The following is a 21,203-nucleotide window of genomic DNA, read 5'->3' on the forward strand; positions in this document are numbered from 1 at the left end:
ACATGCAGTCAATGTCCGTCCAGACCTCGCAGGTCAGCGCTCTGTCCCAGCAGATCCGCCAGGGTGCGCAGGGCATCCGCGGTCAGCTCGAACAGCTGGAGAGCGAAGTGAAGACCCTCCGCGCCTCGTGGAACGGTGAAGCGCAGGCCTCGTACGACCTCGCTCAGAAGAAGTGGACGCAGTCGCTTGCCCAGATGCAGGCGCTGCTGGAGAACATCGCCGCCAAGACCGAGCAAATCGCACAGAACTACAACGCGAGCGACGCGCGCAACGCGGGTCGTTTCGGCTGAACCGCCGACGGATGCCGCCCTCGTCGTGAGGGTGGCATCCGTTGTTCGCGCTGCGGGGGCGCGCCGCAGACGTGGCCCCCCGCGGGCATGACGATGACGCCCGATGAGTAGTCGACTCTCACCTCCACGCGTGCCGTCCGGGACGATCGAGTTGCAGGCACCGCCTGAACTGGAAGCCTCCGACGGCGGCAGCAGTATGCTCACTTCCGCCTTGCCGATGCTCGGCAGCGTGGGGGCGATCATCATGGTGTCGGTGAGCAACGCGGGCCCGACCGGCTGGCTCACCGGCGGGATGTTCCTCATCTCCGCGCTCGGTTTCGTCTTCGTCAACGGCTGGCGCCAGCGTGCGCAGCGGCAGGCGTCGTTGTTGCGTTCCCGCCGGGAGTATCTCGCGTACCTCACCGAGTTGCGGGCCTCTGTGCGCACCGCGGCACAGGCGCAGCGGCGCGAACGAAACTGGCGCTACCCGGCACCGGAAACCCTCGCGTTCCTCGTCGAGGACGGCACCCGTGTGTGGGAGCGCGACGCGGACTCCTCTGACCATCTGACCATCCGTCTCGGGGTGAGCGACCAGCCGCTGTGCGTGTCCCTGCAGGCGCCTGACCTGCCGCCGTTGGCGGAGGTCGATCCGGTGTCGACGACGGCGGCGCACCGGTTCATCCTCACCCACGAGACCCAGTCGGCCATCCCCACCTACCTGCGACTGTCGCGGTTCGCCCGCGTGGAGGCGATCGGCGACGACGTCGACGACATCCGTGCGCTCGTGCGCAGCATGCTCACCCACTTGGCAGCGCTGCAGAGCCCCGACGACGTGCTCATCGTCGTGGCGGCAGGCGAGGACGTCCTGCCGCAATGGGAGTGGGCGAAGTGGCTGCCGCACGTGCAGTCGCCCCGGTTGCGCGACGACCTTGGTGCCGCGCGCATGATCGGCTCCGATCATGACACGCTCCTGCGGATGCTCCCGGGTGAGGTGCGGGAGCGCGGGCGGTTCACCGCCGATGCTCCGCTTCAGGCGCCTCACGTGGTGATCGTCGTCGACGGCGCGCGGGTGACGCCCTCCGATCCGGTGTTCGCCGGCGGACTTCAGGGCGTGACGGTCATCGACATCCCGCACAGCTGGGACGACAACAGCGACCCGTCGGTCGCGCGGATCTACGTCGACGACGCGGTCGCGGAGGTCGCCGAGGGGGCCACCGCGGCACTGGCGGTCACCCCTGACCGGCAGAGCATCGTCGAGGCGGAGGCCGTGGCGCGACGCCTCGCCCCCTTCGCCGTGGGAGGTGCCGACGGTGAATCCGCTGCCCGGACGGGCAGACGGCAACGCGACCTGCTCGACCTGCTCGACCTGTCGGATGTCCGGGAGCTGGACGTCGCTTCGTCCTGGCACTACCGGCCGGAGCGGGACCGGCTGCGCGTACCGATCGGCCAGGACGCCCAGGGTGCGCCGCTCGTGCTCGATCTGAAGGAGGCCGCCTCTCAAGGAATGGGACCGCACGGGCTGATCATCGGGGCAACCGGTTCCGGCAAGTCGGAGGTGCTGCGCACCCTCGTGCTGTCGCTGGCGCTCACGCACTCCCCGGAGCAACTGAACTTCGTGCTCGTCGATTTCAAGGGCGGGGCCACGTTTGCCGGCATGGCCGACATGCCGCACGTGTCGGCCATCATCACGAACCTGAGCGAGGAGGTCAGTCTCGTCGATCGCATGCGCGACGCTCTGCAGGGCGAGATGGTGCGTCGGCAGGAACTGCTCCGTCGCGCAGGCAACTTCGTCAACGTCGCCGAGTACGAGAAGGCACGAAGGGCCGGCCGCGACGACCTCGCGCCGCTGCCGGCGCTGCTGATCGTCGCCGACGAGTTCTCCGAGTTGTTGGCGGCCAAACCCGACTTCATCGAGTCGTTCGTCGCCATCGGTCGGCTGGGGCGGTCGCTGCACATCCACCTTCTGCTGTCCTCGCAACGCCTGGAGGAGTCGCGCCTGCGAGGACTGGACACGCACCTGTCGTATCGCATCGGCCTGCGCACGTTCTCGGCGGCCGAGTCGCGCGCGGTGATCGGTGTGCCCGACGCCTACTACCTCCCTCAGGAGCCCGGCGGTGCGCTGCTGAAGGTGGGCAGCGACGAGGTCCTCACTCAGTTCCGTGCGGCCTACGTGTCGGGGCCGCCGCCGCGCCGCGTGGCCGCGCCCGCCACCCGGACCGAGACCACGGCGCGCGTCGCCGTCTTCACAGCGGCGCCGCACGACCTGATCGATGCGGATGCCGTCGCTGAGACCGCCGACGACGAACGCCGGGAGGCGGATGCGGCCACCGCCGCGGCCGAGCGGCGAAGCTCGTTCGAGATCGCCGTCGCGGCCATGGCGGGCCTGGGCCCTGCGGCACATCAGGTGTGGCTGCCGCCGCTGGAGATCCCCGACACCTTGGACCGGCTGCTGGGAGAGCTCGTCACCACCGACGAGCGCGGGCTGCACGCTCCGTCGTGGCGCGAGCGGGGGCGCCTGACGGTGCCGATCGGAATCGTCGATGTGCCCCTGGAGCAGCGCCGCAAGACCTGGGTCCTCGACCTGGCCGGGGCGCAGGGCCACGTCGCGGTCGTCGGCGGGCCGCTGTCAGGCAAGAGCACCGTGGCGCGCGCGATCGTGGCGGCGTTGGCGCTGACGCACACTCCGCGGGAGGTTCAGTTCTTCGTCATCGACTTCGGGGGTTCGTTCACGAGTCTTCGTGACCTGCCTCACCTGGCGGGCGTGGCCACACGCGGCGAGCCCGAGGTGCTCCGGCGCACGGTCGCGGAGATCAACGCACTGCTCAACGCCCGCGAGGCGTTCTTCCGCCGTCACGGCATCGATTCGATCGACACCTACCGGGCGCGGCGGGAGCAGGGTGTGGCCGACGACGGCTACGGTGACATCTTCCTGGTCGTCGACGGCTGGGAGATCATCCGTGCCGATCACGAGGCACTGGAGGCGATCATCCAACAGGTCGCGGCGCGCGGGCTGAGCCTCGGGGTGCACGTCGTGCTGACCGCCAACCGCTGGCTCACCTTCCGCCCGGCGCTGAAGGACCTCCTCGGCGCGAAGGTGGAGCTGCGCCTCGGTGACCCGGCCGACTCCGAGATCGGGCGCAGGGCGGCCGCCAACGTCATCAGGGTCACCGGCCGCGGACTCGAGTCGACGGGGCTGCATGCCCTCACGGCGCTGCCGCGGATCGATGCGCAGCCGGAGGCGGCCACGCTGGCGGCCGGCACCGAGGACCTCGTCGCGCGCGTGAACGCCGCGTGGACGCACGAACCCGGACCGAAGCTGCGGCTGTTGCCCGACATGCTGCCGTTGGCGCAGCTGCAGGCGCATCCCGACGCCCGCCGGGAACAGCTCCTGCTGGGTCTGGACGAAGACGCGCTGGCGCCCGTCGGGATCGACCCGGCCACCGAACCCCACCTCTACCTGTACGGCGATTCCGGCGCGGGCAAGTCGTCTCTGCTCCGTGGGTTGATGCACGAGATCACGCGCCGCTACGAACCCGGGGCGGCGCGCATCTTCATGGTCGATTACCGTCGTGCTCACCTCGGCGAGATCCCCCAGGAGTACCTGGGGGCCTACCTGACGACCGCCGAACAGACCGTCGGGGCCGCGCAACAGCTGGCGGAGTTCTTCCGTGACCGGCTGCCCGGACCGGACGTGACGCCGGAACAGCTCCGACGGCGGAGCTGGTGGAGCGGGGCCGAGGGCTTCATCCTGATCGACGACTACGACCTGGTGGCGACCCCGCACGGCAACCCGGTCGCCGTCCTCGCGCCATTGCTCGCGCAGGCCGGAGACCTCGGCCTCCACGTCATCGTGACTCGTCGCCTCGGGGGCGCCTCACGCGCGGCGTACGACCCGATCCTGCAGGCCATGACAGATCTCGGCGTCACCGGCGTTCTGCTCAGCGGCAGTCCGGAAGAGGGACAGTTGATCGGCAAGGTGAAGGCGGTGCCGAGCCGGCCCGGTCGCGCTCAGGTCGTCTCCCGTGCGCGCGGCGCGCAGGTCGTGCAGCTCGCCTACGTCCCGCTGACAGACGGCGAGACCTGACCGGGCGGATCCCACCGAGACCCGGGGCGGCTGGGGCGGACTTTACTGCCGTTCGGATTTCGTGGTACCGAATCACCATGAGCCTTCTTCATCTATCCATCAGCGCCGACACGCCGGAAGAGGTGGCGGCCTTTCTCGCTCACGTGATGGGCGGCGTCGCCCTGCCCTTTCCGCCGTTTCCCGACTGCTGGATCGCCTTCGCGGAACAAGACGACGGCACCGCAATTGAGGTCTACCCGACAACACATGTGCTCGAAGCCGGGCCGGATCAACTGGCCTGTGAGATCAGGGACCGTGATGCAGGACCCCCCTTCGCTCATGTGGCCGTCTGCGCGAGACTGAAGCGCTCGAAGATTGTGGATCTTGCCGAAGAACGGGGTTGGCTGGCACGTATTTGCAATCGTGGTCCGTGTGAATGCGTCGAAGTCTGGCTCGAAAATCGACTGTTGGTCGAGTTCCTCGATGCGCAAATGCAGCGCGACTATCGTGCGGGAATGACGGCCGAGAATTGGGCCGCGATGTTCGGTCTCGCTCGGTAGGTCTGGGCTCGCAGCCGACCTTCGGGCCGGCTCCGGGTGACGGCCTAGACTGGATCGCATGACGCCGCGACGCCGTGTGACCCGCCCCTGATGGCGCACCTGCTCGGCGCGGAGGCGCTTCACCTCGAGTACCCGACCAAGGTCGTGTTCGACAGTGTCTCCCTCGGCATCGACGAGGGGGACCGCATCGGCGTGGTGGGCCGCAACGGTGACGGGAAGTCGAGCCTGTTGCGGATGCTCGCCGGGATCCAGCAGCCCGATGGCGGTCGTGTCACGGTGCGCGGCGGGGTCCGTGTGGGGGTGCTGGATCAGGCCGACGACCTCGACGATGACGTGACGATCCGTCACGCGGTGGTCGGCGACGAGCCGGAGCACGTGTGGGCGGGTGACGCGCGCATCCGCGACGTGATCGCCGGGCTGCTCGGCGATCTCGACTTCGACACCCCGGTGCGGGACCTGTCCGGCGGGCAGCGGCGGCGGGTGTCGCTAGCGGCGCTGCTGGTGGGGGAGGACGATGTCCTCTTCCTGGACGAGCCGACCAACCACCTGGACGTCGAGGCCATCGCGTGGTTGGCGGCGCACCTGAGAACGCGGTGGGCGCCCGGATCCGGGGGTCTGCTGGTCGTCACCCACGACCGCTGGTTCCTCGACGAGGTCTGCACCATGACCTGGGAGGTGCACGACCGAATCGTCGAGCCTTTCGAGGGCGGCTACGCGGCCTACATCCTGCAGCGGGTGGAGCGTGACCGTCAGGCGGCGGCGATCGAATCGCGGCGGCGAAACCTCGCCCGGAAGGAACTGGCGTGGCTGCGCCGCGGCGCCCCGGCCCGGACGTCCAAACCGAAGTTCCGCATCGACGCGGCCAACCAGTTGATCGAGGATGTGCCCGAGATCCGGGATGCGCTCGCCCTGCAGTCCCTGGCGATCTCCCGCCTCGGGAAGGACGTCGTCGACCTGCTCGATGCGGGGGTCGCCTACGACGGGTCACCCGTGCTGAGCGACGTGGAGTGGCGGCTGGCGCCCGGCGAACGCACCGGCATCCTCGGGGTCAACGGTGCCGGCAAGTCGACGCTCCTGGGCCTGGTCTCCGGGGAGGTGGCCCCCACAGCGGGCCGCGTCAGGCGCGGGAAGACGGTGCAGGTGGCCACGCTCACGCAGCGCCTGGACGAGCTCGAGGAGCACCTCGACGACCCGGTGCGGGTCGTGATCGGGCGGTTGCGGAGCACGTACACGTTCGGATCGGGGTCGAAGGCGCAGGAGCTGACACCGGGGCAGTTGCTGGAGCGGATGGGTTTCGCGAGCGCCCAGCTGTCCACGCCGGTCAAGGACCTCTCCGGCGGGCAGAAACGGCGGCTGCAGCTGCTGCTCATCCTGCTGCAGCAGCCCAACGTGCTGATCCTCGACGAGCCGACCAACGACCTCGACACCGACATGCTCGCGGCCATGGAGGATCTGCTCGATTCTTGGCCGGGGACGCTCGTGGTCGTCAGCCATGACCGTTACTTCCTGGAACGGGTGACCGACCAGCAGTACGCGATCTTCGACGGGCGCCTGCGGCACCTGCCCGGCGGAATCGATGAGTACCTGCGGCTGCGTGAGCAGCAGCGTGCGCACACTCCACCGGCGGCGGCGTCGGGCGGTTCGGCGCCCGGGTTGAGTGGCGCGGACCTGCGTGCCGCGCAGAAGGAACGGGCATCCGTGGAGCGGCGCCTGCAGAAGCTCCAGCAGGAGACGGCGGCGCGACGCGACAGCCTCGCCGAGCACGACCAGTCCGACTACGTGGGCCTGGGGCAGGAGATGGAGCGCATCACCGCTCTCGAGGCGGACACTCGTGACCTCGAGGACCGCTGGTACGAGCTCAGCGAGCTGATCGAGGCCGCCGGCACCGGGTGATCGGCCATCGACCCGCGCGGCGTCAGTCGGCGAGTGTCGCGACGGCGGCTGCGACGTCGTTCAGAACGAGCGGGTCGTGGGTGCTCGGTGCGCCGGGAACGTACTGCAGCCGGTCGATCCGCGCGTTCGAGAGCCGGTACGCTCCGTGTGCCCGGTGGAGGTCCCCGTCGACGGGGCCGCCGAAGTCGTAGCCGACGCTGATTCCGGTGAAGGGGGCCATCCCCAGCATCATCGGCACCGTGGCGTCCAGGCCGGCCACCCGCTCGCCGTCCACGGTGAGCTCGACCCGCCAGCGCAGCCCCTCGACCTCGTCGAAGCGAAGGATGATGCGGTGACTGCCCTCTGCGAGCCGCGGGCCTCGAGCCCGGTGCATGTCGCCATAGGCGTTGTAGGAGATCAGCGGCGCACCGTCGTCGATCGCGAGCAGGTACCCGCCGCCCTGGTCGCCGTGGGCCACGATGACGCCCTGTGCTCCCGCGTCCAGTGTGAGGTCCGCCTCGATCAGGAACGACTTCAGGTGCGTGTACATCGATGATCGCCAGCGCTCGAGGGCCGGGCGAAACGGGAGCAGCCGCATGGGCCGGGTGAACTGGAGATCGGTGTCGGGGCGGTTGAGGTGAAGCCTGCCGTTGTCGTCCAGGGGGAACACGGTGTTGTGCCACGCGGACGCGCGCCAGGCCCGGGCCATCGTCGCCACGCGCTCCGGGTGCTGTGCCGCCAGGTCGTTCACTTCGGTGGGGTCGGCGGTCAGCTCGTACAGTTCCCAGGTGCCGCCGGCCGCGCCCGCCGCGGGGGTGGGGGCGACCGGCGACACCAGCTTCCACCCGTCCGCCACGTATGCCCGTCGCCCGACGCACTCGAAGTACTGGGACTCCCGGCCGTCCGCGGCCGGATCCCGGAGGATGTCGGCGACGCTGCTGCCGTCGACCTCGGCGGACTCCCGGCCCGCACGCCGTGACAGCGGTGGGACGCCGGTGAGCTCCAGGATCGTCGGTGACAGGTCGGAGACGAAGACGAACTGGTCCCGCGGCCCCTTCTTCGCTGCGGGCATGCGCGGCCACGACACCACCAGGGGCGCGTGCACTCCGCCTTCGTAGGTCGTGGCCTTGAAGGACCGGAACGGCGTGTTCGAGACCCTCGCCCACCCGGCGGGGTACTGCGCGAACATCGTCGGCCCGCCGATGTCGGTCGGTTCGCGCGGCACGTCGCGGACCCAGTCGTCCGGGAGCGCCGTCAGCTGGGCGAACTGAGCGAAGTAGCTGCGCGTGCCGCTGGGCCCGCCTTCGGCCGTGCCGCCGTTGTCGCTCGCGACGACGAAGATCGTGTTGTCGGCCTCGCCGCGGGATGCTAGATCGGCGAGGATCGTCCCGACACTGCGGTCGATCTCCACGACGGCGGCGGCGTACGCCTCCATGTGGCAGGCGAACAGGCGGCGTTCGTCGTCGGTCAGCGTGTCCCAGTCCGGGATGCGGTCCGCGTCCGCCAGGTGCTCCGGCGGCAGCTGCGCGTGCGGCGGGACGACCCCCGTCCGCCGCTGCCGCGCGAACCGCTCGTCGCGCAGCCGGTTCCAGCCCGCCTCGTAGCGGCCGCGCTGCTTCTCGATGTCCTCGTGCTGGGCCTGGATGGGGCCGTGCACCGACGTGTGCGCGTAGTACAGGAAGAAGGGCTTGGCGGGGTCGTTCGCGCGGAGGTCGTGGATCATGCCCAGCGCTTCGCGGGTCATCTCGTCGGTGAGGAAATAGCCCTCGGGGTAGGACTCCACGGCCACCGGCGAGTTGTCCCGGATGAGCCGGTGCGGGTGGTGGAGCGAGGTGAACCCGTCCATCGCGCCGAAGTACCGATCGAATCCACGCTGCAGCGGCCACGACGACTTGTCGGCGCCGTCGTGCAGGTCCTGCTCGCGGGTCAGGTGCCACTTGCCCACCATGAACGTGGCATAGCCGCCCGCGCGCAGCGACTCCGCCAGGGTCGGCGCATTCTCTGGGATCTCGCACGCGTACCCCGGAAAACCGGGGTCGGTGTGGGAGACGAACCCGAATCCGGCGCGGTGCGGGTTCAACCCGGTCAGCAGCGCCGCGCGGGCCGGCGAGCACATCGGCGCGGTGCGGTAGTTGGTGAACGTCCAGCCGTCGCGGGCGAGCGCGTCGATGTGGGGCGTCGGGATCTCGCTCCCGTACGGACCGAGGTCGCTGAACCCGAGGTCATCGACCAGCATCACGACCACGTTGGGTGCACCCGGCGGTGCCGGCGTGCGTGCCCGCCACGCCGGCACCGACTCCGAGAAGAACTCGGACGCGGTGCCCGAGAACGTCTCGTAGCCGCGCGGCTCGATCGGGTCCACCGGTTAGCCCGCCTTGCGAATGAGCTCGAGGATCTCGGTCCGCCAGTGGGCGAACTGGGGGAGCGAGCGCGTCGTGATCTGGTCGCGTGCCTCGCCGAAGTCGATCGGGATGATCTCGGTGACCTTCGCCGGGCGCTCGCCCAGCACCACGACGCGGTCGGAGAGGTAGACCGCTTCATCGATGTCGTGCGTCACGATGACGATCGTCATGCCGAACTGGTCCCGGATCCGCAGGCACAGATCCTCCAGCTCGAACCGGGTCTGCGCATCCACCGAAGCGAACGGCTCATCCATGATCAGCACTTCCGGACGGTAGGCGATCGCACGCGCGATCGCGACCCGCTGCTGCATGCCGCCGGACAGCTGCCAGGGATACTTGTTCTCGTTTCCGCTCAGGCCCACCGCGGCGATCGCCGAGGCGACGCGTTCCTCGCGTTCGGCGGAGGGCAGGTGCAGGTGCTTCAGCGGCAGTCGCACGTTCTTCGCGACCGTGAGCCAGGCCATCAGCGACTTGGTGTACTCCTGGAACACCAGCGCCATCTCGCGCGGCGGCCCGTCGATCTCGACGCCGTCGAGCTCGGCCGAACCGGAGGAGATGCTCTGCAGGCCGGTGAGGCACTTCAGCAGGGTGGTCTTGCCGATCCCGGAGGGGCCGACGATGCATACGACCTCGCCCGCCGCGACGTCGAAGGTGAGGTCGGCGATGACGGGCACGCCGCCGCTCTTGGTCTCGTAGGTCTTCGCGAGGTGCCGCACGCTCAGGCGCGGGGTCGCTTCCATCGTGGAGGTCATGGTCATCCGTTCTTCTGTTGTTGCTGCGACGCGATGTACCAGCGGAGGGTGACGCGCCGGAACACGGTGAATACGGCCGTGGTGGCGTACCCGAGAACACCGAGGGTGAGCACACCGGCCCACATCCCGACGTTGTCGAACGAGTCCTTGGCGAGCAGGGTCCTCGCCCCGAGTCCGTTGGACGAGCCGAGCATCTCGCTCGCGATCATCACGACGAAGGCCGTGATCAGGCTCACCTGCATTCCGGACAGGATCCGCGGACTGGCGGCCGGGAGCACGATCGAGACGACCCGCGACAACCCGCTGATCCCATACACCCTGCTCACCATCCCCATCGTCGGCTCGATGCCGCGCACGCCGTCGATGGTCGAGATCAGAATCGGGAAGAACGCGGAGATCGTGATCGTGATGACGCGCGTCTCGTTGCCGAACCCGATCAGCGAGACGAAGATGGGCACGAGTGCCACCGGCGGGATCGCGCGGAAGAATTGCACCGTGGGCTCGATGAGCCACGCCAGCGGCCGAACCAGGCCGAAGGCGATGCCGATGACGATGCCGAGCACCGAGGCGAGCACGAACGACAGCGCCAAGTTGCCCATCGACGAGCCCACGTCGGTCCAGTACGCGGCGGTCTGTGCGTCCAGCCAGAGTCGCTCGACGATCTTCCGCAGGGGCGGGAAGAAGGCGTTCGTGGACGTGTCCGAGGCCACCCACCACAACGCGATGAGGAGGACGGGCACCACGATCTCCGCGCCGATGAGCACCCATTTCGGCAGGCCTGAGCGACGCTGTCTCCGGGCCAGCTTCACGCGGACCGGCAGGGACGAGGTCAGCGACATCACGCCGCCTCCTTCCGGTATTGGGGGTGCCAGTAGAGGAGCTTCTGCTCGCCGTACTGGCTCAACCACTGGAAGATCAGCCCGAGCACCCCGAGCACGATCACGTAGGCGAACAGCACGTCCTGCCGGCCGCTGACCTGCGCCAGGAAGATGCTCTTGCCGAGCCCTGGGCTGCCGCCGAGGAGGCCCGCCACCACGGCGATGACGAGGGACACCGGAGCGGACACGCGGATGGCGGTGCCGATGTAGGGGAGGGCGCTGGGCAGCACGATCCGCCCCAGCACCTCACCCCGCCGCATCCCGTAGGAGCGTCCGGTGTCGCGCAGCACCGGCTCGGTGTCGAACACGCCGGCCGAGGTCTGCACCGCGATGGCCACGAAGCTGCCGATGAAGATGAGGAAGATCCCCATGGCCATGGTCGGTCCCATCACCAGCACGGTGATCGGCAGGACCACGATCGGCGGGATCGGCTTCAAGAACTCCAGCGGTACACGGGTGGCGTGCATCGCGAGCGGCGACACGCCGATGCCGATACCGAGAACGATCCCGACGGCGGTCGCCAGTGCGAGGCCGATGATCGCCATGACCACGGTGTCGGCGGTCGCCTGCCACAGTTGGGCCGTCCCGATCAGCCCGCCCAGCGCGGCGAACGACTCCGTGACGGAGGGCAACGGTGCGGCGGCCATCGGCCCGACGGTCGCTGCGAGCTGCCATACCGACAGCGACAGCAGCACACCGACGACACCGATCGCGTACTTCAGTGTGGGTGAGTTCGTCATGGGGTTCTCCCTCGCGACGTCACTTCGTCCAGATCACGCCGTCGGTCGGGGCGGGGGCGTCGAGGTAGCCGAGCTGCACGAGGGACTCGTTCGGGCGGTCGAGGTCTTCCTGCGTCACCTCGGTCGGCCAGAACGGCACGTTCATGTCGGCGACGGTCAGGTTGGATTCGTTGAAGTCGAGTCCGGCCTGGATCGCCTCCTCGGGGTGTTCGTTGGCCCACTCGCTCGCCTTGTTCGCCGCGCGCTGGAAGCGCTCGTAGAGGTCGGGGTCGGCGGCGATCTGTTGCTTCCCCGCGACCCAGAGGCCGATTGCACCAGCGCCGAAGAACTCGATCGCCGGTGAGGCGATCCGGGCGGCCCCGGCCGCTTCGGCCTCGTCGGTGAACGGCGACACCAGTCCGGCGGCATCCACCGTCCCGCTTTCGAGGGCGGCGACGGCCGAGGTGAAGTCGAGGACGACCCAGTTCACGCCGCTCGTCGTGTCGATGCCCGCGTCGTCCAGCAGCGCCGCGATGGTGACTTCGAGCTGCGCGTTGCGGGCGGGTACCGACACCGTCTTGCCCGCGAGGTCGGTCACCTCGGTGATGTCGCTGCCGACGGCCGCGTAGAGTCCGGTGTCGTCGACGACCGTGACGCCCGGTTCGATCTCCATGTTGGGGGGGAACCCGTCGGCGGCGGCCACGACCTGGATCTCGACGCCCTGCGAGAGGGCGTTCAGCAACGGGATGCTGGGGGAGTACGACACGTCGAGCTGGCCGGACTGGGCGGCGGCCATCCCGGCGGGTGGGTTGGCGATGGTCGTCGTCTCCACCTCGAGGCCCTCGTCGGCGAAGAAGCCCTGTTCGATCCCGCCCAGGATGGATCCGTAGGAGATGATGCCGACCGTCCCGACGGTGATCTTCTGCAGGCCCTCGCCGCCCCCGGTGGGCGCGCCGCCGGCGTCGTCGGAGCCGGAGCATCCGGCCAGGATGAGTGCGGCTGCCGAGACCGCTGCGACGGCGCCGAATACACGGTTGGATCTGTTCACGTCTGACTCCTTCGTCTGATCACCCCGGTGAATCACCCGGCGCGGGGAGCGCCGTCGGTTTTTCTCCAACTGGTAAAAGTAGGTTACTCTCCAACCGGTCAAAATAAATATCGAGTCGGTAACAAACGTCGATCGACGGGCTTCGCGCGCCCCCTCGGGCCGCGGAGGGGACAAGCTGGGAGGGAAACCGTTGTTGGGAGCACCGTGCCGAAAATCGTCGACCACGACGCGCGCCGCGTTCACATCGTCGAAGCAGTGATGAGCGTCGTCGCCCGCGAGGGGTTCGAGCACGCGACGATGCGCAAGGTCGCCGCCGAGGCGGGCTTTGCCCATGGTGCGATCGCGTACTACTTCCCCGACAAGCGGAGCATGCTGACGGCCGCGTTCCAGACCGTCTTCGAAGAGTCCAACGACCGTGTCGCCGAGCGGACGCGCGGGCGTCGCGGGCTGGACGCCGTCGCGCACCTGTGCGCCGCGCTGCTGCCCCGCCACTCCGACGGCCCGACGGGCGAACGTATCGTGCTCGCCTTCTGGGCGCTCGCCGCCGAGGACACCGAGCTGCAGGAACTGCACCGCCGCTATCAGATCGGTCGCCGGGACCAGATCCAGCGTCACATCCAGGAGGCGGTCGACGACGGTGAGGTCGACGCGGCACTGGACATCCTCGCCGCGGTGAACCAGATCGCCGCCTTCAACGCAGGCTGGCAGATGATCGGCACGCTGCTGCCGGAGCGGGCCGGCACCGCTGAGATCCGCCGGAGCATCGCCGAGATGGTCGGACGATTCCGGCTGCCCCGGCCGCCGGAGCGCTGACGCCCACCCGCGCACAATGTGAAGTTTCTCGACAATGTAAGCGCAGAACTTCGCTCTTTATCGGTGTGTGGCGTCGTGTCAGTGTGGGAGCGTCGGGAACGTGGCGGGCGGTGGTGCCCAGCATCCTCCGAGATCTCGGGAGCGACCCCGCTCCGCGGCGATCGCGCGCGCCCGCGCGCCCCGACGGAGCGAAGGAGACTGCATGACCACGACGAGCGAGCTGACCACGATCCCGGTGTCCGAACTCACCGAGCGCATCGCGAAGATCCGTGAGCGGATGCGGGAACGCGGCATCGAGGTCATCCTGGTCGCCGGGCTCCAGGACATCTTCAACCGGGGTCACGTGCGCTACATCTCGAACATGGGTGCCGGTGGGATGATCGTGCTTCCGCTGGAGGGCAACCTTACCCACTTCATCCACCCGGCGCTGGCACGCTCGCCCAAGCTCGACAAGAACGGGCCGATCCGCGAGTTCATCGACGTGTACCCGTTCGGTGATGGCGCCTACGGGCTGAAGAACGACTCGGTGGGGCTGATCCGGAAGATGGGCGTCACCGGAAAAATCGGATACGCCGGCGGGAACGCCATCGGCGTCGCCGTCTTCCAGGAGATGCTCGACGCCTTCGGGCCCGAGCGCATCGAGGACACGAGTGACATCTTCTGGTCGCTGCGAGCGATCAAGAGCGACAACGAGATCGCGCTGATGCGTCGCTCGGCTGCGATCGCCGACGACTGCTACGACGTCTTGCGTGAGATCGTCCGGCCGGGAGTCACCGACTACACCGTGTACGCGGCGGCCAAACAGTACCTCTTCGAGCACCGCTCGCCATACTCGCTGGAAGTGATCGACGCCGACGGCTCGTTCATGAACTTCGATCGCTATCCCACCGGCGATGTGCTGGAGGCGGGCGGAACGCTGTTCATGGAGGTGACGCCGGCGTTCGGCGGCTACTACGCCCAACTGCCCTTCGCGATGCCGGTGACTGAACTCACCCCCGTCATGAAGCGGCTCGGGGCGGCGTGGGCGGAGGGATACGCGCTGGGCGAGTCCATGTTGAAGCCCGGAACGCTCGTCTCCGACGTGTCGAAGGCACTGCGCAAGCGCATCGCCGAGCACGGCGGCATGAACCCGTTCTCCCACGGTCACGCGATCGGTCTGGACGTCGCTGACGGCTGGGTGCTCGGGGACAACACCGACATCGCGCTCGAACCGGGGATGACGCTCGTGATGCACCCGGCCTCGCTCACCGAGATCGGCCGAGAGGGCTTCACCGCCGGATACACCTACGTCATCACCGAGGACGGCGCCGAGCGGCTCAGCCGCCACGACTTCTCCTACGGCTGGTAACCGACAAGGCGGCGGGGAGGGGCGAATGCCCCTCCCCGCCGCCTTGTCGGTCGTTCAGTCGTTCAGATTGACGGCGACCGCCTTGACCTCGGTGTAGGCCTCCAGGCCTTCGCGGCCGTTCTCCTTGCCCCAGCCGGACTGCTTGAAGCCGCCGAACGGCATGTTCGGGTCGATGCCGATCGCCGAGTTGACCCGCACGTTCCCCGCCTTGATGCGCCGCGTCATCCGCAGTGCCCGAGTGACGTCGCGCGTCCACACCGACGACGAGAGCCCGTACACGGTGTCGTTCGCCCGCGCGGCCAGCTCATCGACGGTCACGTCGTCGTCGAAGGTCTGGGTGACCAGGACCGTGCCGAAGATCTCCTCCCGAACCACCGTCATGTCGGGGCGGGTGTCCGTCAGGATCGTCGGCTCGATGAAGAAGCCGGATCGGGACAGCACCCCGCCACCGGCGACGAGGTCGGCTCCCTCCGACCGGCCGCTCTCGATATAGCCGAGCACGCGCTCGCGCTGGCGCTCGGAGATGAGCGGGCCGATGACGCTGCCGGGTTCGAGCCCGCCGCCGACCGGGATCGTGCGGGCCTTCTCGGCGATGCCGGCGATGACCTCGTCGGCCACGTCGGAGTGGACGAACAGACGCGACCCGGCGGCGCACACCTGCCCGGTGTTGCCGAAGATGCTCATCGCCGCCCCGTCGATCGCGCGGTCGAGGTCGGCATCTTTGAAGATGAACACCGGCGACTTACCGCCCAGCTCCAGGGTGACCCGTTTCAGGTTCCCCGCCGCGGAGGCGAGCAGCCGTTTGCCGACAGCCGTCGATCCGGTGAACGCGATCTTGTCGACGAGCGGATGGTCGGCCAGGGCCTGACCGGCGATGTTGCCCAGTCCCGGCACGATGTTGACGACGCCCGGTGGGAAGCCGGCTTCGGCGACGAGTTCGGCCAGCCGCAGGGCCGTCAGCGGCGTCAACTCGGCGGGTTTGAGTACGACGGTGCACCCGGCCGCGAGGGCCGGGGCCAGCTTCGAGGCCGCCATCACGAACGGGCTGTTCCACGGGATGATGAGTCCGGCCACGCCGATCGGCTCTCGCGCGGTGAAGGTGTGCCACTCGCCCGGGAGTGAGACGTTGCGTGTCTCTCCGTTGATCTTCGTGGCCCATCCGGCGTAGTACCGGAAGGTCTCGGCGGCCCCTCCCACCTCGAAGCCCCGCGCCATCGGGAGCGGCTTGCCGGTGTTGAGCGACTCGATCATCGCGATCTCATCGCCGTTGGCCTCGATGAGGTCTGCGAGTCGCCACAGCAGCTTGCCGCGCTGGTTCGCCGGCATCGTCGGCCACGGGCCTTCGTCGAAGGCGCGTCGGGCGGCGCGTACGGCGCGGTCGATGTCGCTCGCGTCCGCCGCGGCCGCCGCGGCGAGTGTTTCACCGCTGGATGGGTCGATGATGGTCAGCTCCTCGGCGGCGCCCGGGACGAACTCGCCGTCGATGAACAGGTGCAGCGGCTGGGCCAAAAAGCCCGGTCGCTCGGAAACCGTCTGGGACATCCGTGTCCTCTCTTGGGGTGTGGTGTGTGGTCAGTCGTCGAAGACGATGACGGAGCGGGCGACGGAGCCTCGCTGAAGGTCGGCGTACGCGTCGTTCACGTCGTCCAGCGAGATCGTTCGCCCGACGAGATCGTCGAGGTTGAACCGTCCTTGCAGGTACAGGTCGGCGTATCGGGGGAGGTCCACCTTCGGGTTGGTCGACCCCATTGCGACACCGCGCATGGCCTTCTGGTCGAAGAAGTACGTGAACGGCAGTTCGAAGACGGTGCCGGGCTTTTGCACCCCGATGATGAACGTCGTCCCGCCGACGGCCAGCATGTCCATGCACGTGATCGCGGCGTTCTTGGTGCCGGTGACCTCGAACGTGTATGTGACCCCGACACCGCCGGTGATCTCTGACACCGCCGCGACGGGGTCGACCTCGGCGGCATTGATGACGTCCGTGGCTCCGAACCGGCGGGCCAGTTCGAGCTTGTCGTCTGCGAGGTCGATGGCGATCACCCGCTGGGCCCCGGCGATGGCCGCGCCCTGGATCGTGTTGAGCCCGACGCCGCCGCACCCCATGACGGCGACGGAGTCGCCGCGGCGCACGTCCGCCGAGTTCAAGGCGGCGCCCGCCCCGGTCGCGACGCCGCACCCGAGCAGCGCGGCGCGGTCGAACGGCAGGTCGTCCGGGATGGGGATGAGGTTGTTCTGGTGGACGATCACCTGTTCGGCGAATCCGCCCACCCCGAGGAAGGCCTGCACCCGTTCGGTGCCGTCGGTCAGGCGCGAGGGCTGGTCCGGGGAGCGACGGATCGCCATCGGGTTGCTGCACCGGAATGTCTGACCGCGCCGACAGTTCGCACACTCGCCGCACCAGGTCTCCGAGCAGACGGCGATGCGATCGCCCACGGCGAAGCCGTCGACCGCGTCGCCGACGGCGTCGATTACCCCGGCGACCTCGTGTCCCATGACCATCGGCAGCGGAAACCCGAGGTCGTTGGTCGAGACCGTGAGGTCCGAGTGGCACAGGCCCGAGGCGCGAACCCGCACGCGAACTTCTTTTCCGGTCGGTTCGTCCACCGTCAGGTCGGTGAGCTGCAGAGGTTCGCCGATCGCCTTCAGGACGGCTGCGCGCATGGGTCCCCGGACCTTTCTGGGCGCGCGACGGTTGCGCTACCCGGTCGAGACTCCTCGCGAGTCGTTGTCGCTGGCCAGGAGCCGCGAGCCAGACTACTGTCAAGTCGAGCGTTCCGAAACCCATTCAATTGTCAGCATTTTTGACAATATAACGATCGCTCGCGGTGTCGTCGACGAAGGGAGCACAGGGTGGCAAGGGCAGCGGTAGTGAACCAGCTGGACGGGATATTCTCCGTGGAGGACCTCTCGCCCGGCGAACCTCGGGGTCGGGAGGTCCTAGTCGAGGTCAAGGCGGCCGGATTGTGTCACTCGGACATGAACGTCGCCACCATCGACCGCGGCCGGACCCTGCCGCTCATCGCCGGTCACGAGATGGCCGGGGTCGTGCGGGCCGTGGGCGCGGAGGTGCGCAATCTCCGGGTCGGTGACCACGTCGTCGGGACCGAAGTGCGGCTGTGCGGCGAGTGCGAGGAGTGTGTCGCGGGTGCGCCGTTCCGGTGTCTGGCGCCGGAATCGCTGGAGCGCGGTGCCGACGAGCCGCCGCGGTTCACCCGGGGCGGCGACCGCGTGGCGACGCTCGGGATCTCAGCGTTCGCCGAGGTGTCGATCGCGCACGAGAACCAGCTGGTGCGCATTCCCCGGGAGGTGCCGTTTCCGCAGGCGTCCATCATCAGTTGTGCCGTCAGCACCGGCGTGGGTGCGGTGCTCAACGCCGCGCGCGTGCGGCCCGGCGAGACCGTCGCGGTGATCGGGCTCGGTGGCGTCGGGCTGAACATCGTGCAGGGGGCGAGGCTGGCGGGCGCGGAGCGGATCATCGGTGTGGACGTCTCGGCGGACAAGCTCGACTTCGCGCGCCGCTTCGGCGCCACCGACGTCGTGGATGCGCAGAGCGAAGACGTCGTGGAGCGGGTGCGGGAACTCAGCGGTCGCGGTGTGCATCACGCCTTCGAGTGCAGCGGCGCGCGCGCCCCGTTGGACCAGGCGCTGCTGCTTCCCCGCAAGGGCGGGACGACGTACCTGATTGGCATCCCGCGGGACCCGAGACCGCTGGAGATCCAGCCGCTGCCGACGTTGATCGGGGCCCAACGCTCGGTGACCGGGGTGTACATGGGCTCAACCGACCCCCGCCGGGACATCCCGCTGCTGTGCGAGTTCTACCTGCAGGGGCGCCTGAACCTGGACGACTTGGTCGCGCGGGAGATCGACATCTGCCAGATCAACGAGGCCTACGCCGATCAGGCGGCGGGTGCCCTGGCCCGCACGGTCATCACATCGTTCGGATCGGACAGCTTATAGTCAAATTTGCTGAAACAATACGCGCAAAAGTAGATATTCTCTGATGTCTTGACGGATGCCAGGCTGGGGACGGCCGGCCGTCGCACCGCACGACCCGTCGCACCCACAGGGGAGGAACAGAGCCGTGAACATGAGCAGGCGTGTCGCCGAACACCTCGTCGCAACCGGATACGACGAGCTCCCGCCCGAGGCCGTGGCCCGCGCGAAGACGCGGTTGCTCGACGCCGTCGGCAACATCGTCGCCGGGCAGCGGGCGCGGGGCAACGACGCGTTTGCGACGCTCGTCACCGGATGGGGCGGCACCCCGGAGGCAACGGTGTTCTTGCGCGACGCCCGCATCCCCGCTCACAACGCCGCGATGGTCAACGCGCTGATGATGCGCTCGTACGACTTCGAGTCGGTGGGTGCGGAGGCCGCCGGCGAGCGCGCCAAGGCCGCCCACATCGGCGGGACGACGATCCCGGTGGCGCTCGCGGTAGGGGAACGTCAGGCAGCGACCGGGCGTGACGTGCTGGCCGCGCTCATCCTCGGTGATGACGTGGCGTCGCGGCTGGCGGTGGCATCCGGGTTCCACACGGCATCCGGCGGCGACAACACCGGGACCGTGAACGCCCTGGGCGCGGTCGCGATCAGCGGCAAGCTGCAGGGTTTCGGCGTCGACGAGTTCAGCAACGGCATGGGGATCGCGTTGAACCAGGTCTCCGGCACCGTCGCGAACCTCTTCGACCTCGCCGACTCGTTCAAGCTGCCGCAAGCCAACTCGGCGCGCAACGGGATCTTCTCCGCCGATCTGGCCAAGGCGGGTTTCACCGGTCCGATCGACCCGATCGCCGGCCGGTTCGGTTTCTTCGACCTCTACAGCCCCGCACCCGACGCCGAGAAGCTCGTGAGCGGGCTGGGCGCCGAGTACAACGCCGACATGATCATCAAGCCCTGGTCCTCGTGCCGCGCGGCGCACCCGTCCCTGGATGCCGCGGTGCGACTGGCCGACCTCCACGACCTCGACCCCGCGGCGGTCGCCGCCGTGCGGGTGCACGTCAACCCGGTCACCAAGGCGGGTTTCACCGGGCAGGACTTCGTCCCCGACCGCAACCCCGAGGTCGCCGGCATGTTCAGCATCCGGTACAACGTGGCGGTGGGCCTCGTGCATCGCGAACTGCGCCCCGAGCACCTGCAGCCCGACGTCATGGGGTCGGCACCGGTGCAGGCGCTCCTGGAGCGGATCGACATCGTCGACTCCCTGCCGCGGACCGAGTACCAGACCGCGGAGGTGGAGGTCGACTTCGCCGACGGGCGTACCGTGCGCGTGCGCACGGACGCGCCGCGCGGCGACATCTATCGGGCGCCGCTGACGGAGGCGGAAGTGCGCGAGAAGTTCGATCGCAACATGGCGTTCGGCGGCGGACTGGATGCGGCCCTGGCCGCCGACGTGGCCGATCTCATCGCGGATTTCGACGGCGTGGCCGACGTGCGCCAGCTCACCGCTCTGCTCGCGCAGCGGCGTGCGGGATAGAAGCAGGTAGAGTCGGGTCGCACCGTGAAGACGCGCCCGGCAGAACGGGGATCGATGGAACTCAAGCGCAACCCGCACATCACCCTCCGGCAGCTCTGGCATTTCGTCGCCGCCGCCGAGGCGGGGACGATGAGCGAGGCGGCTCGTCAACTGCACATGGCGCCGTCGGCGATCTCGATGTCCATCATGGAGTTGGAGCGCGTGGTCGGAGCCCAGCTCTGCGTGAAACGCAAGTCGAAGGGCATCACGCTCACGCCCGCCGGTCGCGCGGCCTTTCTGCAAGCCAGCCAGATTCTCGACATGGCCGGCGAGATGGTGTATGTCCCGCACGGCGACCGCGCCCAAGTGCGTGGGCCGCTCAGCGTCGGCTGCTATTCGCCGTTGGCGCCGCGCATCGTTCCGCAGATGTTCGCGATCTTCGAGGAGCGTTTCCCGCTCGTGGAGGTGCAGTTCGTCGAGGGGTATCACGACGACCTGCAGGCCAAGGTGCTGGAAGGATCGCTCGACCTGGCGTTCCTGTTCAACCTCGACGTTCTCCCCGGGCTGGAGTCCCTGCCCCTCCTGAAGGTCGAACCCCACGTGCTGCTGGCGGAGTCCAGCCCGCTGTTGGCCAAGGATGCCGTCACGGTCGCCGATCTGGCCGACCAGGCCATGTTGTTCTTCGACGCCGAGCCGCTGTACGGTCGGGTCCTCGAGCTGTTCCGCGATGGCGGGGTCACGCCGAAGGTGCGTCACCGCACCCGCAGCTACGCGACGTTGCGCTCGCTCATCGGGCGCGATCTGGGAGCGGCGGTCGTCTACGACAATCCCATGCTCGACCGCTCGTACGAGGGACGCAGGGTGTTGTCGCGTCCGGTGTCGACCGCGCATGACTTCAGCGCCCACATCGCGATCATGCGCTCGCGCAGCATCCGCCTGCACGCGCGGGCCCACGCGTGGATCGAGTCGGCCGTCGAAGTCTTCGCCGACCGACCCGCCACGCCGGTGCCCCCTGCGCCGTGAGTCC

16 protein-coding genes are annotated in these 21,203 nt (G+C 68.7%); 9 read left to right on the forward strand and 7 right to left on the reverse strand.

All coding sequences use genetic code 11. The features are described from left to right. Window positions 1-2: 2 nt before the first annotated feature. From ACK5KK_RS11560 to ACK5KK_RS11575, 4 genes are all read left to right on the forward strand, one after another. A complete protein-coding gene (locus tag ACK5KK_RS11560) occupies window positions 3-290 on the forward strand; it encodes a WXG100 family type VII secretion target (protein WP_416890230.1) in 288 nt (95 codons plus the stop codon). Between the two features lie 130 nt (window positions 291-420). After that, window positions 421-4,353, forward strand: a complete 3,933-nt coding sequence (gene eccCa / locus ACK5KK_RS11565) for a type VII secretion protein EccCa (RefSeq protein WP_416890231.1) — start codon at window positions 421-423, stop codon at window positions 4,351-4,353. Between the two features lie 77 nt (window positions 4,354-4,430). After that, window positions 4,431-4,892 (forward strand): hypothetical protein, encoded by a 462-nt coding sequence (locus tag ACK5KK_RS11570; RefSeq protein WP_416890232.1) that lies wholly within the window; start codon window positions 4,431-4,433, stop codon window positions 4,890-4,892. 90 nt (window positions 4,893-4,982) lie between these two features. Continuing rightward, window positions 4,983-6,785, forward strand: a complete 1,803-nt coding sequence (locus ACK5KK_RS11575) for an ABC-F family ATP-binding cassette domain-containing protein (RefSeq protein WP_416890233.1) — start codon at window positions 4,983-4,985, stop codon at window positions 6,783-6,785. 22 nt (window positions 6,786-6,807) lie between these two features. Here ACK5KK_RS11575 and ACK5KK_RS11580 read toward each other — a convergent pair whose 3' ends face one another. From ACK5KK_RS11580 to ACK5KK_RS11600, 5 genes are read right to left on the reverse strand one after another with little or no spacing between them, the layout of a single operon-like run. Beyond that, window positions 6,808-9,126: an arylsulfatase gene (locus tag ACK5KK_RS11580; protein ID WP_416890234.1), complete on the reverse strand. Its 2,319-nt coding sequence runs from the start codon at window positions 9,124-9,126 to the stop codon at window positions 6,808-6,810. Between the two features lie 3 nt (window positions 9,127-9,129). Continuing rightward, on the reverse strand, window positions 9,130-9,924 hold the full coding sequence (locus ACK5KK_RS11585; protein ID WP_416890235.1) for an ABC transporter ATP-binding protein: 795 nt from the start codon (window positions 9,922-9,924) through the stop codon (window positions 9,130-9,132). Beyond that, the gene (locus tag ACK5KK_RS11590) at window positions 9,921-10,757 is read right to left on the reverse strand and encodes an ABC transporter permease (protein WP_416890292.1); all 837 of its coding nucleotides are present in this window, start codon (window positions 10,755-10,757) and stop codon (window positions 9,921-9,923) included. The genes ACK5KK_RS11585 and ACK5KK_RS11590 overlap by 4 nt, the downstream gene beginning before the upstream one ends. Then, entirely contained in the window at window positions 10,757-11,536 is a 780-nt protein-coding gene (locus ACK5KK_RS11595) for an ABC transporter permease (RefSeq protein WP_416890236.1), read from the reverse strand. Before ACK5KK_RS11595 ends, ACK5KK_RS11590 begins: the two co-directional genes overlap by 1 nt. 19 nt (window positions 11,537-11,555) lie before the next feature. Continuing rightward, window positions 11,556-12,563, reverse strand: a complete 1,008-nt coding sequence (locus ACK5KK_RS11600) for an ABC transporter substrate-binding protein (protein ID WP_416890237.1) — start codon at window positions 12,561-12,563, stop codon at window positions 11,556-11,558. A 204-nt stretch (window positions 12,564-12,767) separates the two neighbouring features. On the opposite strand from ACK5KK_RS11600, the gene ACK5KK_RS11605 reads away from it, so the two are divergent. Together ACK5KK_RS11605 and ACK5KK_RS11610 are read left to right on the forward strand one after the other, a co-directional pair. Then, window positions 12,768-13,376, forward strand: coding sequence for a TetR/AcrR family transcriptional regulator (locus ACK5KK_RS11605; RefSeq protein WP_416890238.1), 609 nt, complete (start codon window positions 12,768-12,770; stop codon window positions 13,374-13,376). 202 nt (window positions 13,377-13,578) lie between these two features. Then, window positions 13,579-14,724 carry a M24 family metallopeptidase gene (locus tag ACK5KK_RS11610; protein WP_416890239.1) on the forward strand — a complete coding sequence of 382 codons (1,146 nt, stop codon included), beginning with the start codon at window positions 13,579-13,581 and terminating at the stop codon, window positions 14,722-14,724. A gap of 54 nt (window positions 14,725-14,778) precedes the next feature. Here the strand turns inward: ACK5KK_RS11610 and ACK5KK_RS11615 are convergent, their stop codons facing one another. Both ACK5KK_RS11615 and ACK5KK_RS11620 read right to left on the reverse strand, forming a co-directional pair. Continuing rightward, window positions 14,779-16,266, reverse strand: coding sequence for an aldehyde dehydrogenase family protein (locus tag ACK5KK_RS11615; RefSeq protein WP_416890240.1), 1,488 nt, complete (start codon window positions 16,264-16,266; stop codon window positions 14,779-14,781). Between the two features lie 30 nt (window positions 16,267-16,296). Continuing rightward, a complete protein-coding gene (locus ACK5KK_RS11620) occupies window positions 16,297-17,388 on the reverse strand; it encodes a Zn-dependent alcohol dehydrogenase (RefSeq protein WP_416890241.1) in 1,092 nt (363 codons plus the stop codon). Between the two features lie 234 nt (window positions 17,389-17,622). Here ACK5KK_RS11620 and ACK5KK_RS11625 point away from each other — a divergent pair, with 234 nt between their 5' ends. The 3 genes from ACK5KK_RS11625 to ACK5KK_RS11635 all read left to right on the forward strand — a co-directional run bounded on the left by ACK5KK_RS11625 (window position 17,623) and on the right by ACK5KK_RS11635 (window position 21,199). Next, window positions 17,623-18,684 (forward strand): zinc-binding dehydrogenase, encoded by a 1,062-nt coding sequence (locus tag ACK5KK_RS11625; RefSeq protein WP_416890293.1) that lies wholly within the window; start codon window positions 17,623-17,625, stop codon window positions 18,682-18,684. 130 nt (window positions 18,685-18,814) lie between these two features. After that, window positions 18,815-20,197: an MmgE/PrpD family protein gene (locus tag ACK5KK_RS11630; protein ID WP_416890242.1), complete on the forward strand. Its 1,383-nt coding sequence runs from the start codon at window positions 18,815-18,817 to the stop codon at window positions 20,195-20,197. 54 nt (window positions 20,198-20,251) lie between these two features. After that, complete coding sequence (locus tag ACK5KK_RS11635) at window positions 20,252-21,199, forward strand: LysR family transcriptional regulator (protein WP_416890243.1); 948 nt, start codon at window positions 20,252-20,254, stop codon at window positions 21,197-21,199. Window positions 21,200-21,203 lie beyond the last annotated feature (4 nt).

Source organism: Microbacterium sp., assembly GCF_047972865.1.
In the GTDB taxonomy this organism is placed as follows: Bacteria; Actinomycetota; Actinomycetes; order Actinomycetales; family Microbacteriaceae; genus Microbacterium.

What these genes read in the sequence shown, in the direction of transcription:
- ACK5KK_RS11570 (WP_416890232.1), top strand. Translation starts at nt 4,431, where the DNA reads ATGAGCCTTCTTCATCTATCCATCAGCGCCGACACGCCGGAAGAGGTG.
- ACK5KK_RS11590 (WP_416890292.1), bottom strand. Translation starts at nt 10,757, where the DNA reads ATGTCGCTGACCTCGTCCCTGCCGGTCCGCGTGAAGCTGGCCCGGAGA.
- ACK5KK_RS11635 (WP_416890243.1), top strand. Translation starts at nt 20,252, where the DNA reads ATGGAACTCAAGCGCAACCCGCACATCACCCTCCGGCAGCTCTGGCAT.
- ACK5KK_RS11615 (WP_416890240.1), bottom strand. Translation starts at nt 16,266, where the DNA reads ATGTCCCAGACGGTTTCCGAGCGACCGGGCTTTTTGGCCCAGCCGCTG.
- ACK5KK_RS11560 (WP_416890230.1), top strand. Translation starts at nt 3, where the DNA reads ATGCAGTCAATGTCCGTCCAGACCTCGCAGGTCAGCGCTCTGTCCCAG.
- ACK5KK_RS11620 (WP_416890241.1), bottom strand. Translation starts at nt 17,388, where the DNA reads ATGCGCGCAGCCGTCCTGAAGGCGATCGGCGAACCTCTGCAGCTCACC.
- ACK5KK_RS11575 (WP_416890233.1), top strand. Translation starts at nt 4,983, where the DNA reads ATGGCGCACCTGCTCGGCGCGGAGGCGCTTCACCTCGAGTACCCGACC.
- ACK5KK_RS11630 (WP_416890242.1), top strand. Translation starts at nt 18,815, where the DNA reads ATGAGCAGGCGTGTCGCCGAACACCTCGTCGCAACCGGATACGACGAG.
- ACK5KK_RS11585 (WP_416890235.1), bottom strand. Translation starts at nt 9,924, where the DNA reads ATGACCATGACCTCCACGATGGAAGCGACCCCGCGCCTGAGCGTGCGG.
- ACK5KK_RS11610 (WP_416890239.1), top strand. Translation starts at nt 13,579, where the DNA reads ATGACCACGACGAGCGAGCTGACCACGATCCCGGTGTCCGAACTCACC.
- ACK5KK_RS11595 (WP_416890236.1), bottom strand. Translation starts at nt 11,536, where the DNA reads ATGACGAACTCACCCACACTGAAGTACGCGATCGGTGTCGTCGGTGTG.